This is a genomic window from Caldicoprobacter faecalis (assembly GCF_900115765.1).
GTDB lineage: Bacteria > Bacillota > Clostridia > Caldicoprobacterales > Caldicoprobacteraceae > Caldicoprobacter > Caldicoprobacter oshimai.
The window spans coordinates 23,368-41,852 of record NZ_FOXR01000021.1; the positions used below are offsets into that span (position 1 = coordinate 23,368).

Sequence of the window (18,485 nt, forward strand, 5' to 3'; positions counted from 1 at the left end):
CCATTGACTACTCTACCGGGTCATAGCCTCCCGGATGAAATGGATGACACTTTAACACTCTTTTTATTCCCATATACAGTCCTTTTAAAACGCCATACCTTTCCACTGCTTGTACAGCGTATTCGGAACATGTGGGATAAAAACGGCAGCTATTGGGCAGCAAAGGCGAAATCGCTCGCTGGTAGCAACGTATAATGCCTATTAAAAAACTTTTCATCAATGCGACTATCAAATCAACCCATCTCCTTGAAAAGCTCTGCCCTTCTCAACAGATTGTCCACTGCTTCCTCAATCTTAGAAAACTCTACATCACGAGCATTCTTTCGCACTACAAAGATAAGGTCAAATCCCTCTTTAACATACGGAATCCTCTTACGATATATCTCTTTTAGCTGACGCCTTATCCTGTTTCTCTTAACAGACTTACCGAACTTTTTGCTTACCGAAAAACCTGCGCGGGTAACAGGAAGGCCCGAACGACGATACACCAGTACCAAATACTGATTGGCAACTGACTTTCCTTTTTTATAAGTATAATTAAAGTCTCTTCGCTTTCTCAACCTGTAAATCTTCTTCACTTTTCTCCTCCAGAGAATAACCCGCTTAATGTCAGAAAAGGCCACTTACCAGCGGCCTTATTATGCTGTCAAAACCTTTCTGCCCTTTTTCCTCCTTCTCTTGATTACCATACGACCACTCTTTGTGCTCATTCTCTTCCTAAAACCGTGTACCTTCTTACGCTTTCTATTGTTGGGCTGGTACGTTCTCAGCATCCCTTTCAACCCTCCTTCCTGCTAAAATTCGCCCTCCACTCCCCATAACATCCTTACAATACTTGAGTACGATAGTATGAGTACGATAGTATTATAAGCGAAACATCTCCAGCATGTCAAGAAAATCAAGATACTTCAACATTGATTATCCACAAATAATCTGATATTATATTATTGCTTGTTGATAACTTTGGGATATATAATAAGGAAGGAATCCCCTAAAGTTATACACACGTTGTGGATAACTCTGTGTATAACTTCTGAATTTTTCCCCAGCCGTACTTAAAAATTAAAGATTTTAGCTATGTGGATAATGTTGATAATCGACTTCAACTGTTGTTCAAAATTAACTGACGAATATTATTATTGATAATTTTGGCAAAAATATAACTTAGAAAGTTTTCCCAAAATCGTAGGAGGTTTTTTTGATGAGTAAAAACATCAACGACTTGTGGGCCAGAGCTCTTCAATACATGAAAGCCCAATTATCTGATGTCAGCTTTGATACATGGATAAGGGTCATACAGCCATTGCTTTTAAAGGACAACGAAATCGTGCTGAGCGTGCCCAACGAATTTACAAAGAACATCCTTCAATCGAGATATATGGAGACAATAGCCGGTTCTCTAAGAGAAGTGGCAGGAATACCTATTTACGTCAAATTTATCTTAGAAAACGAGGTAGAACATTACCTTGAAAGCATAAATAGCAGAGATGTGGACAACACCCAAACTCACAGCGTATTAAATCCGAAATACACTTTTGATACTTTTGTAGTAGGCAACAGCAACAGATTTGCCCATGCCGCGTGTCTTGCAGTAGCTGAGGCTCCTGCAAAAGCATACAATCCGCTCTTCATATACGGGGGCGTAGGATTGGGGAAAACTCATCTTATGCATGCCATTGGGCATTACATTTTGGCCCGTAACCCCAAAGCCAAAGTGCTGTACGTTACATCCGAAAAATTTACAAATGAGTTAATAAATTCTATACGCGATGACAAAAACGTAGAATTTCGCAACCGCTACCGCAACATCGACGTGTTGCTGATCGACGACATACAGTTTATAGCCGGCAAGGAAAGGACCCAGGAAGAGTTCTTCCATACCTTCAACGCGCTGCATGAAGCAAACAAACAAATCATAATATCCAGCGATCGTCCACCAAAAGAGATCCCAACGCTGGAGGACAGGCTGCGCTCCAGGTTTGAATGGGGTTTAATCGCCGATATACAGCCCCCAGACCTTGAAACCCGGGTGGCCATCCTAAAGAAAAAAGCAGAACTGGAAAACATAGAAATCGATGACGAAATACTTTTATTCATTGCCAAACGCATTGAATCCAACATCAGAGAGCTGGAAGGCGCCCTAATAAGGATTATGGCCTACGCTTCTCTTACCAACAACAAGCTGGATATATCCATAGCCGAGGAAGCACTAAAGGATATATTGTCCACTGCTCAGCCCAAAGAAATAACCATACCGTTGATACAGCAGGTGGTGGCCGATTACTTCCACCTGAAAGTAGACGATTTTAAGTCCAAAAAGAGGAGCAGGCCCATAGCATACCCAAGGCAGATCGCCATGTACCTGTGCAGAGAGCTCACCGACCAATCGCTGCCAAAAATCGGAGAAGAGTTTGGGGGGCGCGACCACACAACAGTTATACATGCATGCGAAAAAATCCAGGAGGATATGCAAAAAGACAGCCAGCTCAGAAGGACCATCGATGAGCTCAAGAAAAAGATCAGAGAGGGCTAAATATGCACAACATGTGGACAAAGTAGGACAAAATGGACAAGGATATCCCCATGACTATCCACAGGGGTTTTGTGGATTTCGCCCCTTTCGACATAAAAATCCACATATCCACAATCCTTATTACTATTACTCCTAGCTATCAAGATAAAATTCAACTACAATCAGGAGGTATGCCATGAAATTCAGATGCTTCCAAGAAAACTTATCTAACGCAATAGCCACAGTACAGAAGGCCGTTCCAACCCGTAGCACGCTGCCCGTACTACAGGGCATACTGGTAGAAGCAAAAGAAAACACAGTAAAGCTGACAGGTACTGACCTTGACATCACAATTGAAACGCGCATACCCGCAGAGGTCATTGAAGAAGGCTCTGTTGTCATGCCTTCACGCATCTTTGGAGATGTCATAAAGAAGTTTCCCGAGGCTTACATAACGGTGCAGCTCAACGAAAGATTTCAAATGGACATAATCTGTGAAGACAGCATATTCACTACTCTGCAGGGGTTGGAACCTTACGAATATCCCGAAGTACAGCAGGTGGAAAAAAAGGAACAGGTAAAGCTGAGACAAGACGTATTTAAAAAAATGATCCAACAAACCACCTTTGCTGTGGCTACAGATGAAACCAGGCCGATTTTGACGGGTGCCTTGCTGGAGATAGAAAATGGTTCGATTGTAATGGTTTGCCTTGATGGGTATAGGTTGGCACTAAGAAAGGAAATTCTTCCTGAAAATACTGTAAATACCAGCATAATTGTACCGGGCAAGTCCCTCAACGAGATCAGCAGAATACTGGAAGACGAAGAGCGTGACTTATATATAAATGTGGGAGAAAAGCACGTACATTTTGACCTGGGAGATACCCAGATCATATCGAGGCTGCTGGAGGGCGAATTTGTAAATTACAGGCAGATAATACCTCAAGAATATAAAACGCGGGTTAAAGTTGACAGGCTCCTTCTGCAACAGAGCCTTGAAAGGGCGTCTTTGATGTCGCGTGAGCTTGAAAACAACCTGATAAAGCTGAACGTTCAGGATGACAAGCTGGTGATCACATCGAATTCAGACATAGGTAAGATATACGAGCAGATTCCAATAATTGTAGAGGGGAAGAATATCGAGATTGCTTTTAATGCGCGGTATTTGTTAGATGTGATGCGCGTTATAAAGGATGACGAAATTTGCCTGGATTTTACTACAAACGTCAGCCCATGTATCGTGCGTCCTCTGGAAGGAGAGGCCTACTGCTACCTTGTGCTTCCTGTTAGACTATACAGTTAGGAGATGGAAATATGCAGGAAATTAGGATACACACCGAATACATAAAGCTTACTCAGTTTTTAAAGTGGGCTAATATAGCTGCTACGGGTTCTGAAGCAAACCAGATGATAAGAAGCGGTATGGTTAAGGTAAACGGGCAGGTGGAATTAAGAAGGGGCAGAAAGTTGTATCCTGGCGATTGTGTCGAGGTTAAAGGTGCGGGCCTATATTGCGTTATCGGGGGAGGAAGTGCTGAGGGTGCATCTGAAGGAATTGACCCTGAACAATTACAGAAATTACCAGAGTCTTAGTTTAAAATTTGACGGCGGTAGAATACTATTTGTCGGTAGAAATGCGCAGGGTAAGACCAACATACTGGAGTCTATATTCCTCACATGTACAGGGCGTTCTCACAGGACGCCCAGGGATAGCGAGCTTATAAGATGGGGGCAGGATAGCTGCTATATAAAGGTGCTGGTTGAGAGAAGGGTGGGATACAACTCAATAGAGGTTTTTTTGAGCCTCAAGGATAAGAAGAGGATAAAGATAAATGGAGTAACAATACAGAAGCTGGGACAGTTGATGGGCCACTTCAATGCCGTCATCTTTTCGCCAGAGGATTTGAGGCTGGTGAAAGAGGCTCCTTCAGAGCGGCGGCGGTATATGGACATGGAGATATCTCAGATAAGGCCTCAGTATTTCTATAACCTTCAACAGTATAACAGGATACTGGCGCACCGCAATAATCTTTTGAAAGAGATCGACAAAAACCCTGAGGCCAAAAAAATGCTGGCGGTCTTTGATGAACAGCTGTCTGAGGTGGGGGCGTTCATAATAAAGCAGAGGTATGAATTTATAGAGAGCCTCTCTAAAATAGCCAGGGAAATTCATGCTAGGATCTCTTCGGGAGCTGAAAGGCTGGATATAAAGTACAGGCCATCGATTAGGGCCAGCAGCCTGGATGCTGGCGATATCCGGAAAGAATTTTTTGCGGCTCTGGAAAAGAACAAGTGGGAAGATATACAGCGCGGGAGTACCGGGGTAGGTTGCCACCGTGACGATATTGGGTTTGAGATAAACGGCGTGGATGTGCGGGTGTTTGGATCGCAGGGGCAGCAGCGAACGGTGGCGCTATCGCTCAAGCTTTCTGATATCGAGCTCATGTATAGGGAAACGGGGGAGTACCCCGTTCTATTATTGGATGACGTAATGTCGGAGCTTGATGAGTGGCGGCATAGGAGGTTGTTTGAGGAGCTGGGGGATGTTCAGGTGTTTGTCACAGCAACTGATTTGAATAGCATACCGCCGTGCGAGTTAGAAAAGTTTGATATTTACGAGGTAGAAGAAGGTAAAGTAACAAAAAGGCAAATTTACGAGTAAAATGACTGATATTCAAAAACAGGGCTTTAAAACTGGGCAAAAAACAGTTATAATAGGGCTATAAGCGTGATTTTAGGCCGTATTGGAGGAATAACCATGATATTACACCTTGGAGGAGACGTAGTGGTTTCAATGAGGAATATCATTGCAATCTTTGATATAGAGACCATCAATGCATCCCGTATAAACCGGGAATTTTTGCATATTGCTGAGGAAGAGGGCTTTGTCCGAAGGATATCCGATGATGAGCCCAAAACCTTTATACTGGCTGAAATCGATAAAAAAAGCGTGGTGTTTTTGTCGCCTATTTCTTCTTCTACCCTTCTTAAAAGGAGTTCATTTATAGACGGGATTGCTTTGGATAGTAAAGAGACGGAGGGAGCATGAGATGGAGCACCACAGGAAAGATAATGTACCCGTGTATGACGAGACTCAAATCCAGGTTTTGGAAGGGTTAGAAGCGGTCAGAAAAAGGCCAGGAATGTACATTGGAAGTACAGGCATCAAGGGCCTTCATCAGCTTATCTACGAGGTTGTAGATAACAGCATTGATGAAGCCATGGCAGGCTTTTGCGATCATATACGCGTCATAATCCATAAGGACCTCTCGGTTACCGTTTCGGATAACGGTAGAGGTATACCGGTGGGCATCCATCCCCAGATGGGCAAGCCGGCCGTTGAGGTTGCGCTTACAGTCCTTCATGCAGGCGGAAAGTTTGGCGGACAGGGTTACAAGGTATCGGGTGGACTCCATGGGGTGGGCGTTTCAGTGGTGAATGCTCTGTCGGAGTGGCTGGAAGTAGTTGTAAAAAGGGATGGCCATATATACAGACAGCGATATGAGCGCGGCAAAACCGTCTCAGATCTAGAGATAATCGGTGATACCGATGAGACGGGTACCACCATAACTTTCAAACCTGATGCCGAGATATTTGAAGAGGTAAATTTTAGCAGTGAAACGGTGGGCAATCGCCTGCGTGAACTGGCTTTTTTAAATAAAGGGCTGCGCATTGTGTTTGAAGATGAGCGCGAAGGGATAAAGAAGGAGTTCCACTATGATGGAGGAATTGCATCTTTTGTTAAGTATCTGAACAAGAATAAAAATACCTTGCATCCAGAGCCCATATATATTTCGGGCGAGAAGAATACTACCTTCGTGGAGGTAGCGCTTCAATATAACGATTCGTACATGGAAAATATATACTCATTTGCCAACAATATTGCCACCCATGAAGGCGGCACGCACCTTATAGGTTTTAAATCGGCTCTGACCCGTGCGCTTAACGATTATGCTAAAAAGTACAACATCCTGAAGCAGAATGATGATAACTTGACAGGGGAGGATACCAGAGAGGGCCTTACGGCTATTATAAGCGTAAGGCTGGTTGAGCCGCAATTTGAGGGACAGACCAAGACGAAACTCGGCAATACCGAGGTACGCGGACTGGTAGACAGCATTGTCTATGAGGGGTTGACCGTATTTCTGGAGGAAAACCCTGTCATTGCCAGGGCAATAATCGAGAAAGCCATAAGCGCAGCAAGGGCCAGAGAAGCGGCAAGAAAAGCGCGGGAGCTGGTGAGGAGAAAGAACGCCATAGAGAGCACTTCTCTGCCCGGCAAGCTGGCCGATTGTACCGAGAAGGACCCTGCGCTCAGTGAGATATTTTTGGTGGAGGGCGACTCAGCAGGCGGTTCTGCAAAACAGGGCAGGGACAGGCGTTTTCAGGCTGTGTTGCCCTTGAGGGGTAAGATTTTAAACGTTGAAAAAGCCAGGCTTGACAAGATACTGGCCAACGAAGAGATAAAAGCCATGGTGACGGCTTTTGGAACGGGCATCGACAATGAGTTTGATATCAGCAAGCTCAGGTATCATCGCATCATATGCATGACCGATGCTGATGTGGATGGAAGCCATATACGTACGCTGCTCCTTACGTTCTTCTATCGATACATGAGACCTCTTATAGAGAATGGGCATGTGTATATAGCCCAACCGCCTCTGTACAGGGTGGCCAAGGGCAAGGATGAATATTACGTGTACAGCGATGCGGAGCTGGATAAGCTGCTCAACGATATAGGCCGTGACGGCGTTGAAATACAGCGGTATAAAGGTTTAGGTGAGATGAACCCGGAACAGCTATGGGAGACCACCATGAACCCTGAAACCAGGACTATACTAAAGGTTAAGATGGAGGATGCTATAGCAGCCGATGAGATATTCACAATACTCATGGGAGAAAAGGTTGAACCTAGGCGCGAATTCATTGAGAAAAACGCGAAACTGGTAAAGAATCTGGACATATAAAACTCGAAAGTAGAGGGGAATGTTTGCTATGGAGCTCACAAACCAGAAGGTAATAGAGGTAAACATAGAAGATGAGGTAAAGAGGTCTTTCATCGATTATGCTATGAGCGTTATAGTGAGCCGGGCGCTTCCCGATGTTAGGGATGGTTTAAAGCCCGTTCACAGGCGGATATTGTATTCGATGTTTGAGCTGGGTGTCACTCCCGATAAGCCGTACAGGAAGTCGGCCAGAATCGTGGGCGATGTGCTGGGTAAATACCATCCCCACGGCGATGCAGCAGTTTATGAAGCCATGGTGCGCATGGCACAGGATTTCTCTATTCGATATCCTCTTGTGGACGGCCACGGGAATTTTGGTTCCATAGACGGCGATTCGGCTGCCGCAATGCGCTATACCGAAGCCAGGTTATCTAAAATTGCCATGGAGCTCATGGCCGATATAGGTAAAGAAACAGTGGATTTCATGCCCAACTTTGATGAAACCCTCAAGGAGCCCACTGTGCTTCCTTCGAAGTTCCCCAACTTGCTGGTCAACGGTTCGTCGGGCATTGCGGTAGGGATGGCCACCAACATTCCTCCTCATAACCTGGGAGAAGTGATAGACGGCACCATTGCGCTTATCGATAACCCAGACATTACCATAGAGCAGCTTATGAAATATATAAAGGGGCCAGATTTTCCAACCGGTGGGATAATCCTTGGCAAAGAAGGTATCCGTGAAGCTTACACCACCGGAAAAGGGAGAATAATAACCAGGGCCAAAGCCGAGATTGAAGAGATGCAGAACGGTAGGGCACGTATAGTAGTTACTGAGATACCTTATCAGGTAAACAAGGCAAAATTGATCGAAAGGATTGCCGAACTGGTACGCGATAAGAGTATAGAGGGCATATCGGATATACGGGACGAATCGGATAAATCTGGAATGCGGATTGTAATCGAGCTTAAAAAAGACGCCAATCCTAACATAGTTTTAAATTACCTGTACAAGCATACCCAGATGCAGGAGACCTTTGGTGTCATCATGTTGGCTTTGGTGGACGGAGAGCCCAAAATCATGAATCTCAAAGAGATGCTGACCCATTATATCCTTCACCAGAAGGAGGTCATAACCCGTCGTACCCGTTATGACCTGGACAAGGCACAGGCAAGGGCGCATATATTGGAGGGCTTGCTCATTGCTCTGGATCATATCGACGCGGTGATTTCGTTAATCCGCAGTTCCAGAACCGTTCAGATCGCCAAAGAGGGGCTGATGAAGAATTTCTCGTTAACTGAGAAACAGGCTCAGGCCATACTGGACATGCGTTTGCAGCGGCTCACTGGACTGGAGCGGGAAAAGGTTCAGCAGGAATACGCAGAGCTTCAAAATACCATAAAATATCTGCAGGAAGTTTTGGCCAATGAACGCATGGTGTACGACATTATAAAGGAGGAATTGCTGACCATCAAAGAGAAGTATGGGGATGAGCGAAGAACGCAGATCTCCTCGGCATCTGATGAAATAGATATCGAGGATTTAATTCAGGAGCAGGATGTGGTAATCACCTTGACGCATTATGGGTATGTAAAGAGGACTCCTCTTAGCGTGTATAAGAGCCAGCACCGTGGGGGCCGGGGAATTGTGGCCCTTCAAACCAGGGAAGACGACTTTGTGGAGGACATATACGTTACTTCCACCCATGACAGGCTGTTGTTCTTCTCCAGCCTGGGGAAGGTTTATGAACTCAAGGCCTATGAGATACCCGAAGCTGGAAGACAGGCCCGAGGGACCCCCATAATAAACTTGATCCAGGTGGCACCGGGGGAAAGGATACAGGCGGTCATCCCTGTAAAGGATATCGACGACAAGAAATATATCATGATGGCTACCCGCAAAGGTTACATCAAAAAAAGCCTGCTGGATGAATTTATAAATATACGCAAGGGAGGTCTTGTGGCCATCACTCTTCGCGACGACGATGAGCTGATACAGGCGCAGCTGACCGATGGCGACAGGGAGATAATAATGGCATCGCATAATGGGATGGCCATACGCTTCCATGAATCGGAGGTACGCCACATGGGCAGGACAGCTATGGGAGTGAAAGGCATGGAGCTCGATGAAGGAGACTATATTATCGGTATGGAGCTTGTAAAGGAAGGGGCTTATGTCCTTTCAATAAGTGAAAATGGATATGGCAAGAAGACGGCCGTTGACGAGTATAGGGTGCAGGGGCGGGGTGGAAAAGGCATCATAACCATGAACGTCACCAAAAAGACCGGCAAGCTGGTCGCTTTGAAGGTAGTTACCGATGATGATGACCTCATGATCATCAACTCGGAGGGAACGGTTATACGCATAGATTCCAGGGAGATTGCCAGCACCGGCAGAAATACCCAGGGAGTCATGCTGATGAAGCTGGATGGAGGCGTATCGGTGGTCTCAGTTGCAAGAGTTAAGCGCTCTGAAGATTCCGAGGATTGAGAGGCCTGCCGTTTTTGGTAGGCTCATTTTTTATGAAAATTTCAAAAAATGAATCTGTTATATGGAAAAGCAAGCACAGAGGTGATATAATTTACAGATGATGAATTTTTATACATCCCTAAATCAAGACAATGGGAGGCATATTTATGAGCAACATTCAATTCATAAGGAACCAGAATCCAAAGCCAAAGCCCAAAAGCGATGAGCTCAAGTTTGGCACCATATTTACTGATCACATGTTTGTCATGGATTACAGTGTAGAAAAAGGATGGCATGACCCCAGAATCGTACCTTATGGTCCCATCAGCCTCGAACCGTCTACCATGGTATTCCATTATGGGCAGGCCATTTTTGAAGGTTTGAAGGCATACAGGAATATAAAAGGAGAAGTGGTTACATTCCGTCCCATGGACAACATCGCTCGGTTGAACCGCTCGGCCGAAAGGCTGTGTATTCCTCAGGTAGACCAAGAGCTGCTGTGGGAAGGTTTAAAGATGCTGCTGGAGATTGAAAAAGACTGGGTCCCTGCGGCAGAAGGTACAGCCTTGTATATCAGGCCTTTCATTATCGCTACAGATCCTTATTTGGGAGTAAGGCCTTCGCATACCTACAAGCTGTTTATCATACTCTCTCCTGTTGGGGCATACTATACGGAAGGGTTTAAGCCCGTGAAGATATATGTTACAGACAAGTATGTACGGGCCGCCAGAGGTGGCTTGGGCTATACCAAAGCTGCTGCCAATTATGCTGCCAGCCTTTATGCTGCCGAAGAGGCAAAGAAGAAAGGGTATACCCAGGTGTTGTGGCTGGATGCCTGTCACCACAGATACGTAGAGGAAGTCGGTACCATGAACATATTCTTTAAGATAGACGGTGTGGTGGTGACGCCATCGCTGGAAGGAGGCAGCATATTGCCGGGCATCACTCGCGATTCGGTGATTACCCTTGCAAGGTCCATGGGCTATAAGGTGGAAGAGAGGTTGATTTCAATTGAAGAGGTGTTTGAGGCCCACGAAAAGGGCAAGCTTGAGGAAGTATTTGGTACAGGCACTGCTGCTGTCATATCCCCTGTTGGCGAGCTCAACTGGAATGACAGGGTGATAAAGATAAACGATGGTCAGATGGGAGAGTTTTCTAAGCTGATGTACGACAAGCTAACCGGTATTCAGTATGGCAGAGAGGAAGACAAGTTCAACTGGGTAAAGAAAATATGCTAGTTGGTTCAGTAAAAGGGGTACTCGTATAAATACCCCTTTTACTGATTTTTATCTTTAATTTTGTACTTTTTGTTCGAGTTCTTGTCGCCTGTTCTGCATTTGGCTTGAAATCTGCTGGTCCACTTCTTGCTTGGCAGCCTGGCTGGGATGGGCGGCTTCTACGGTGTACCACCCACGATGGTGCATGGCTTCGAAAAACAGCTGTGCATGGTTTTGTTCTTCCTGCTGGATATGCTGTAAAGCTTGGATTATGTTTTGGTTGACGGATTCCATGACGGTGTTGTTGTACGCGTCTGAAACGTATTTTTCGGTCATAATCGAATCGTAAAGCATTTCTCTTTCAGTCAGTTGATTTTGAGGCATAGTCCTTCCCTCCCTGTACAATTTTATTGCTGTTTTGGTGGATTGAAGCCACCCTGCTGGAGCAACATTTTGAGAGTATTTGCGTGCTGTTCTTCCTGTTTTGCTACCAGGTCAAAAAGATATTTGATCTCTGGGTCCACCGCTTGTGCGGCATATGCCCTATATTTGTTTATGCACATGTATTCAGCCCGAAGCTGATCTTCCAGCAATATCCTCTCTTTATTTGTGAGCTCCATCCTTCCCTATCCTCCTTTCTTTGAATAGTTTCTCCTAAAATCGAGTTTTAATAAATCAAAAATTTTTTGTAAAAAATTTAACTGAAAAGAAGGATTTTTAGAAAACTTGTAGAAGTATAAATTTGTAATAATTTCGTAAAATATATTTAACAATTTTAAAAGAGAAAGAAGGTGTAGCGGAAGGCAGGGCAAAATGGGAAAGAAAAGCATTGCTGTGATTTTATTTTTGACGGTATGCTTCATGTTTTTGACGGGTTTTACTTATAGCGATGAGAGGGACCGCAACACAACGGCCTATGTCATGTATGTAAACGATGTGGAAGTGGGTGTGTTGAAATCGGCAGCCAAGGGGCTCAGCATCTACGATGAAGTTATAGAAGGCGTAGAGCATAAATACGCGGGTCAGCGAATATACATAAATGCCGAAGTCTATTTTAAGGAAAGGGTAGTACATAGCGGTCAATTTACCAGCGAATACGATTTGGCAGGGGCCATCCAGGAAGTCATAGAGGTAAAGACTGATGCGTTTGCCATAGTGATAAATGGAGAGCCCGTGTGTTTTTTAAAGACCTATGAGGAGGCCCAGGAGGTACTGGAAAGGGTTAAGAATTCATATCGGTCAATGGTTGAACAGTCTGAAAATGCGGTGTTGGAGAATATAGGATTTAAAGAAAGCGTGGAAATTAAACCCCAGACGGTGTTGTACAGCAATATTGTTGACGTTGATAAGGCCTTTAAGATAGTTACGACGGGCACAGTAGAAGTTGAAGAATACGAAGTAAAAGAAGGGGATACGCTGTGGAGCATTGCCCGCCAGCATGACCTGCACGTGTCGGATATACAGGCAGCCAATCCAGATTTGGATCCCGAGATGATAAAGCCCGGCCAAAAGCTCAAGCTTCAAGCTCCCAAAAGCCTTGTGACGGTTGTGATGCGCGAAAAAGTGACGTATACCGAGGAGATACCGTTCAATACCGTTGTGAAAAATACCTCTGACCTCTATAAAGGTGAGAAGAGGATAGAGCAGCAAGGTCAGAACGGCCAGAAGCAGATTGAGATCTATATAACGAGGGAGAATGGGGTCGAGGTATCCCGTGAGAAGATAGGCGAAACCATACTAAAGCAGCCGGTGGATCAAATAGAGCTTATAGGTACAAAAGACAGGCCGGTTGCACGTACAGCTAACCGCAGCTATACAAGGCCGTCAGACCTTACACCCATATCAAGAGACGGTGTGGAGATGATGCCTTGGTTTGGTGGAGCAAACAGGATTTTTACCAGAGGGTCTATCGCAAAGGTTACCCATGTGGGGACGGGACTGACTTTTTATGTAATACGGTATGGTGGAACAAATCATGCTGATTGCGAGCCACTGACTGCGGCTGACACCGCTGTTATTAAGCGAATATACGGAGGCACCTTTAGCTGGGATCGTAAACCCATAATAGTGCAGGTGAATGGGAAGAAGATGGCGGCTTCCATGAATGGTATGCCACATGGTGGATACAGCATAAGGAACAACAGTTTCCCGGGACATTTTTGTATACACTTTTATGGCAGCCGGACCCATGGTACAAACAGGATAGACCCGGACCACCAGGCGATGATAAGGATTGCAGCAGGTGGGTAATGTTTTCTTGGAGGCATGTGGTTGATAAAAATTAAGAGCTCTTCGCTTGAGGCGAGGAGCTCTTTTACTCTTTTATGCGAATCTATTGATTATCTCCATGATGTTTCTTGTACCCGAGGTATGGTCTTCTGCAGACATGGCATTTATGTACTGGTGTCGCTTGTTATAAAGGTCCAGGATTGAGAGGTACAGCGAATCTTCTGTCATATCCTCCTGCATGAGAACCTTGCTGTAGCCCTTCTTTTCAAAGGATTTGGCATTTAAGATTTGATCTCCACGGCTGGCTTTGAGGGGTAAGGGAATTAAAAGGCAGGGCTTTTTAAGGGCCAGAAATTCGTGGATGGAATTGGATCCAGCCCGGGATACCACTATATCCGCCAAAGCCATGACGTGTGGTAGCTCTTTATCTAGGTATTCAAACTGGGCATAGCCCGGAATATCTGCATAATTCGAGTCTACATTTCCTTTACCGCATATGTGTACGATTTGAAATCTGGTGAGCAGTTTTTTGACTATCTTACGCAGGCAGTTATTTATTGCTACTGCTCCGGAACTTCCTCCCATTACCATTATAACCGGCTTTTCTTGTGTAAAACCACAGAGCTTTCTACCGGTTTCAGCGTTGCCTTGAAATAATTCTTTACGTATAGGAGTGCCGGTATATATGGCCTTGTTTCCTTTAAATTGAGAGACAGTTTCAGGGAATGTGGTGCATATAACCTGTGCGAACAAGGAAGCTATCTTGTTTGCCAATCCAGGAGTAATATCGGATTCGTGTACGATGACAGGAATACGGTTTGCCCACCCGCCGATTACAACCGGAACCGACACAAACCCTCCCTTTGAGAATATGACATTGGGCTTTATCTTTTGTATTATGCGCATAGATTGGCCTATACCGTACGCGACTTTAAACGGGTCGGTGAAGTTCTTAACGTCTAGGTATCGCCTTAATTTGCCCGACTGTACGGCATGATATATGACCCCACTTTGCTTTGATATGAGGTTGTATTCGATGCCGCTTTTTGTGCCTATATAATGGATTTCCCAACCGTTGCGCTTAAGCTCTGGGATGAGCGCTATATTGGGGGTCACGTGCCCTGCCGTGCCCCCGCCGGTTAGTACTATTCTTTTCATGATGTTACCTCCTACACCCTTTCGAGGGGTTTGAGCCCTATGAGTTTAAGCCCATTGGCCAGCGTGATCCGCGTGGCTTTCACCAGTGCCAATCGCGCAGTTCTCAGCTGTTGGTCATCCACCAGGATGGGGTGTTCGTGGTAAAAGCGATTGAAGTCCTGGGCCACATCCACGAGATAACGGGTTATGATAGAGGGTTCAAGCTGGGTTAAAGCCATCATAACTTTTTCGGGGAACTGGTACAGCGTTTTGCATAGCTGATACTCCTCTTTGGTCTGAAGCAGGCAGGGATTAAAGCTACTGACCTCCTGTTCAGGGGCCTTTCTGATGACGCTGCAGCATCTTGCATGAGTGTATTGTACATACGGGCCTGTTTCTCCATCAAAGTTCAGCACCTCATCCCAAGAGAAGGATACGTCTTTGATTCGATTGCTGTACAGATCGCTGAATATGACGGCGCCCACCCCCATATAACGGGCCACTTCTTCCTTGTTCTCCAGGTCGGGATTCTTGCTTTCGATTATTTCAAGGGTTTTCTTGATGGCCTCGGATAGTATATCTTCAAGCAGTACCACTTTCCCTTTGCGTGTGGACAGCTTTTCTCCGCCTAGGCTTACAAGCCCAAAGGGAACGTGTATGAGGTCCTTTGCCCACTCGTATCCCATGAGTTCTATGACTTTGAACCACTGCTGGAAGTGAAGGCTTTGCGCAGCGCCCGTTACGTATATGCATTTATGGAAATCATATGCCTTTTTGCGGTATATGGCGGCAGCTATATCGCGTGTGGCATACAGGCTGCTGCCATCTTTCTTTAGTATCATACAGGGGGGCATTCCATATTCTTCTAGATCTACGATCATGGCACCTTCGCTTTCCTTAAGCAGGTTCTTTTGTTTAAGCTCTTCAATTACGGCATCCATCTTATCGTTGTAAAAGCTTTCGCCGGCGTATGAATCAAAATGTACGTCGAGAAGGTCATATACCTTTTGAAATTCTTTGAGGCTTATGTCCTTGAACCACTGCCACAGCTCCAAAGCCTCGCTGTCTCCTTTTTCCATGCGGGCAAACCAGCTTCTTGCCTCATCTTCCAGCTTTGGATCCTTTTCGGCTTCTTCATGGAATTTTACGTACAGGCGCATAAGCTCTTTTATGCCATGGGCTTCTACTTCCTCTTTATTGCCCCATAGCTTGTACGCCACTATAAGCTTGCCAAACTGGGTTCCCCAGTCACCCAGGTGGTTTACGCCGATGCACCTGTATCCCATAAACTCAAAAATTTTGCGCAGGGAATTACCGATGACCGTAGAGCGAAGGTGCCCCACATGGAAAGGCTTGGCTATATTTGGGGCCGAATAATCTATGACGATGGTCTTGCCCTGTCCGATGGGTTGGGAACCATACCTTTCCTGTTCTTCTAATATACGCTTTAAAGTCTGCTCTACAAACAGGGGCTTGTTGAAAAAGAAATTGAGGTATCCGGATACGGGTTCCACCTTGTCGATAAATTCCATATCTGAAATGTTTGATGCCAGTTCTTGAGCAATCTGCACCGGAGGCTTTCTGAGCGTTTTGCTCAGCTTAAAACACGGCAGGGCTATATCGCCCATCTCAGGGTTAGGAGGATATTCCAGCATATCGTAAATCTGGTCACGGCTCAGTTCGGGAAGCTGTTTATGTATTGCCTGTGCAATAATGTCCTTGACGTCGAACATGGCCACTACTCCTCTTCCTTAATTTTTTCTTTATAGTCTATAATACCACACTGCTACGTCAAATAACAATAACCATCGGCAATTTCTTGGCCTAAAGGAATAATCGGCTTGACAGATTTTCTATAATAGTATTATACTACACTTGGGAATAGACTGGTAAAAGGCGGCCTTTCTCCCTGCGACAAGGGTGGAAGGCTTTGTAAGTTATAAAAGGTTGTCGGGGTAAAAGGGATTTAAAAAACGAAAGGAGGAAAAGGCGTTTTCCCATTTTAGAGCATTTTGGGATTTAACGCCATAAGGCCGATGAGTGAAGTCAGGACGCGATTTGCGCCAAGCCCTACAGGTTATATGCATATCGGTAACTTGAGAACAGCGCTTTATGCCTATCTGATTGCCAAAAGCCAGGGTGGGAAGTTTATATTGCGCATTGAAGATACGGATCAGGAGAGGTTTGTGGAAGGAGCTATAGATGTGATATACAAGACGCTGAAGATTGTGGGGCTTGACTACGATGAAGGGCCTGATATTGGGGGACCTTACGGGCCTTACATACAGAGCCAGCGCAAGGAGATTTACCAGCAATACGCAAAGAAGCTGGTGGAGATGGGCGGGGCATATTACTGCTTCTGTTCCAAAGAGAGGTTGGAAGCCCTGAGAGAGGAGTGCCAGAAGAGAGGGATTCCGTTTAAATACGATGGGCACTGCAAGAACCTGACCAGAGAAGAGGTTGAGCAGAGGATTCGAAACGGCGAGAAATACGTTATAAGGCAGAGGATACCATCGACAGGCACCACCTCATTTCATGACGAGGTATTTGGTACCATAACGGTGGAGAATTCAACTTTGGACGAAGGCGTGCTCATAAAATCAGATGGTATGCCCACCTATAACTTTGCCAATGTAATCGATGACAGCTTGATGAGAATAACCCATGTGGTGAGGGGGAGCGAATACCTTTCTTCTACTCCCAAGTACAATCTGCTTTATCAGGCGTTTGGATGGGAGATTCCCACTTACATTCATCTACCCCCTGTGATGAAGGAAGCGGGCAAAAAGCTCAGCAAGCGCGAAGGCGATGCCTCTTTTGAAGATTTCTACAACAAGGGGTATCTCGTGGAGGCTATAATAAACTACATCGCATTGCTGGGATGGAGCCCTGGCACAGACAGGGAGTTTTTCACCCTCGAGGAGCTTAAAGAGCATTTTTCCATAGAGGGGCTTAACAAATCTCCGGCCATTTTTGACGTAAACAAGCTGCGCTGGATGAATGGCGAGTATATCAGAAAGAAGAGCCTGGAGGAGTTTTATGAGCTGGCCCTGCCTTACTACAAGAAGGCTATAAAGAGGCAGGATATTGATTTGATGAAGTTGAGCCGCCTGTTGCAGACCCGTATAGAGATTTTAAACGACATAATAGAGAGCGTTGATTTTATAGATGAGCTCCCAGATTACGATGTCCAGATGTTTGTACATAAGAAGATGAAGACCAATCTGGAAAACTCCCTGGAGCACCTTAAAAAGAGCTATGAGGTGCTGGAGAAGCTTGATAACTGGAATGAAGAGGAGATCCATAGAGTATTGATGGAGCTTATACAGCAGCTGGGCGTCAAGAATGGCCAGGTGCTGTGGCCCATACGTACTGCCATATCGGGAAAGCAGTATACGCCGGGTGGGGCTATAGAGCTGCTGGACTTGCTGGGTAAAGAAGAGTCCTTGAGGCGGATAAGGATAGGGATTGAAAAGCTGGAAAAAGCAGGTGTCTGATGACACCTGCTTTTGATTTATATAGCAGACTTGGCTATCAAAAATGAAGGCATATCGAATCGCATCAAAAATTTGTAATGAAAATTTCACTGGTGAGGTGCAAACGAGAATCGGTTCTTCTGGAACGGTATTTGACGGCACTCTCATGGTATCAAAAACGTTTAATTATGTTACCTGTATCTCTATCAGGTTAAAAATGTAAGATCCAAATATAAAGATGGTTTTGATATATTGACAGGCATAGATGATGTATGCTAAGCTATAATAGAATCTTGAAAGTGCATGTTTTTCAGCATTAACAGGCTTCAAATTTCAAAAAAGGGTATTGACAAAGGGGAATTGATTTGATAGTATATAATTCGCCGCTTTTAAGGGGCGGCGGGGAATGGTCCTTGAAAACTGAACAGTGGTTGGAAGGCCAGGTCAATTCTGGAGAGGTAAGACTCATTTGCGGCAAGATGCGAGTTTAGGATATAGATT

18 protein-coding genes are annotated in these 18,485 nt (G+C 45.2%); 11 read left to right on the forward strand and 7 right to left on the reverse strand.

What is annotated here, in order from left to right; genetic code table 11:
- Positions 1–7: 7 nt before the first annotated feature.
- The 3 genes from yidD to rpmH are packed head-to-tail and all read right to left on the reverse strand — an operon-like array spanning position 8 to position 773.
- Positions 8–220, reverse strand: coding sequence for a membrane protein insertion efficiency factor YidD (gene yidD, locus BM241_RS08440; RefSeq protein WP_084054781.1), 213 nt, complete (start codon positions 218–220; stop codon positions 8–10).
- Positions 221–233: 13 nt separating this feature from the next.
- Positions 234–578, reverse strand: coding sequence for a ribonuclease P protein component (gene rnpA / locus BM241_RS08445; RefSeq protein WP_177206135.1), 345 nt, complete (start codon positions 576–578; stop codon positions 234–236).
- 60 nt (positions 579–638) lie between these two features.
- Positions 639–773 (reverse strand): 50S ribosomal protein L34, encoded by a 135-nt coding sequence (gene rpmH, locus BM241_RS08450; RefSeq protein WP_025748740.1) that lies wholly within the window; start codon positions 771–773, stop codon positions 639–641.
- A gap of 428 nt (positions 774–1,201) precedes the next feature.
- Between rpmH and dnaA the strand changes: the two genes are divergently transcribed.
- From dnaA to BM241_RS08490, 8 genes are all read left to right on the forward strand, one after another.
- On the forward strand, positions 1,202–2,533 hold the full coding sequence (dnaA, locus tag BM241_RS08455; RefSeq protein WP_025748739.1) for a chromosomal replication initiator protein DnaA: 1,332 nt from the start codon (positions 1,202–1,204) through the stop codon (positions 2,531–2,533).
- A gap of 175 nt (positions 2,534–2,708) precedes the next feature.
- On the forward strand, positions 2,709–3,815 hold the full coding sequence (gene dnaN / locus BM241_RS08460; RefSeq protein WP_092282520.1) for a DNA polymerase III subunit beta: 1,107 nt from the start codon (positions 2,709–2,711) through the stop codon (positions 3,813–3,815).
- Between the two features lie 11 nt (positions 3,816–3,826).
- Positions 3,827–4,105 carry an RNA-binding S4 domain-containing protein gene (locus BM241_RS13160; protein WP_025748737.1) on the forward strand — a complete coding sequence of 93 codons (279 nt, stop codon included), beginning with the start codon at positions 3,827–3,829 and terminating at the stop codon, positions 4,103–4,105.
- A complete protein-coding gene (gene recF / locus BM241_RS08470) occupies positions 4,053–5,174 on the forward strand; it encodes a DNA replication/repair protein RecF (protein ID WP_025748736.1) in 1,122 nt (373 codons plus the stop codon). Before BM241_RS13160 ends, recF begins: the two co-directional genes overlap by 53 nt.
- A 96-nt stretch (positions 5,175–5,270) precedes the next feature.
- Positions 5,271–5,561 (forward strand): extracellular matrix regulator RemB, encoded by a 291-nt coding sequence (remB, locus tag BM241_RS08475; protein ID WP_025748735.1) that lies wholly within the window; start codon positions 5,271–5,273, stop codon positions 5,559–5,561.
- A gap of 1 nt (position 5,562) precedes the next feature.
- Positions 5,563–7,479: a DNA topoisomerase (ATP-hydrolyzing) subunit B gene (gene gyrB, locus BM241_RS08480; RefSeq protein ID WP_025748734.1), complete on the forward strand. Its 1,917-nt coding sequence runs from the start codon at positions 5,563–5,565 to the stop codon at positions 7,477–7,479.
- A gap of 28 nt (positions 7,480–7,507) precedes the next feature.
- Positions 7,508–9,946, forward strand: coding sequence for a DNA gyrase subunit A (gyrA, locus tag BM241_RS08485; RefSeq protein WP_092282521.1), 2,439 nt, complete (start codon positions 7,508–7,510; stop codon positions 9,944–9,946).
- Positions 9,947–10,092: 146 nt separating this feature from the next.
- Positions 10,093–11,163: a branched-chain amino acid aminotransferase gene (locus BM241_RS08490; protein WP_025748732.1), complete on the forward strand. Its 1,071-nt coding sequence runs from the start codon at positions 10,093–10,095 to the stop codon at positions 11,161–11,163.
- A 54-nt stretch (positions 11,164–11,217) separates the two neighbouring features.
- Here the strand turns inward: BM241_RS08490 and BM241_RS08495 are convergent, their stop codons facing one another.
- Together BM241_RS08495 and BM241_RS08500 are read right to left on the reverse strand one after the other, a co-directional pair.
- Entirely contained in the window at positions 11,218–11,526 is a 309-nt protein-coding gene (locus tag BM241_RS08495; protein WP_051456428.1) for a spore coat protein, read from the reverse strand.
- Positions 11,527–11,549: 23 nt separating this feature from the next.
- Positions 11,550–11,762, reverse strand: a complete 213-nt coding sequence (locus BM241_RS08500; RefSeq protein ID WP_051456427.1) for a ferritin-like domain-containing protein — start codon at positions 11,760–11,762, stop codon at positions 11,550–11,552.
- 193 nt (positions 11,763–11,955) lie between these two features.
- Between BM241_RS08500 and BM241_RS08505 the strand changes: the two genes are divergently transcribed.
- Positions 11,956–13,392 (forward strand): G5 domain-containing protein, encoded by a 1,437-nt coding sequence (locus tag BM241_RS08505; RefSeq protein ID WP_025748731.1) that lies wholly within the window; start codon positions 11,956–11,958, stop codon positions 13,390–13,392.
- A gap of 72 nt (positions 13,393–13,464) precedes the next feature.
- Here BM241_RS08505 and BM241_RS08510 read toward each other — a convergent pair whose 3' ends face one another.
- Both BM241_RS08510 and argS read right to left on the reverse strand, forming a co-directional pair.
- Complete coding sequence (locus BM241_RS08510) at positions 13,465–14,529, reverse strand: undecaprenyldiphospho-muramoylpentapeptide beta-N-acetylglucosaminyltransferase (protein ID WP_025748730.1); 1,065 nt, start codon at positions 14,527–14,529, stop codon at positions 13,465–13,467.
- An 11-nt stretch (positions 14,530–14,540) separates the two neighbouring features.
- Entirely contained in the window at positions 14,541–16,241 is a 1,701-nt protein-coding gene (gene argS / locus BM241_RS08515) for an arginine--tRNA ligase (RefSeq protein ID WP_092282522.1), read from the reverse strand.
- A gap of 303 nt (positions 16,242–16,544) precedes the next feature.
- Here argS and gltX point away from each other — a divergent pair, with 303 nt between their 5' ends.
- Positions 16,545–18,005 (forward strand): glutamate--tRNA ligase, encoded by a 1,461-nt coding sequence (gene gltX / locus BM241_RS08520; protein WP_025748728.1) that lies wholly within the window; start codon positions 16,545–16,547, stop codon positions 18,003–18,005.
- 344 nt (positions 18,006–18,349) lie between these two features.
- On the forward strand, positions 18,350–18,475 hold the full coding sequence (locus BM241_RS12960; protein ID WP_278292558.1) for a hypothetical protein: 126 nt from the start codon (positions 18,350–18,352) through the stop codon (positions 18,473–18,475).
- Positions 18,476–18,485: the final 10 nt, after the last annotated feature.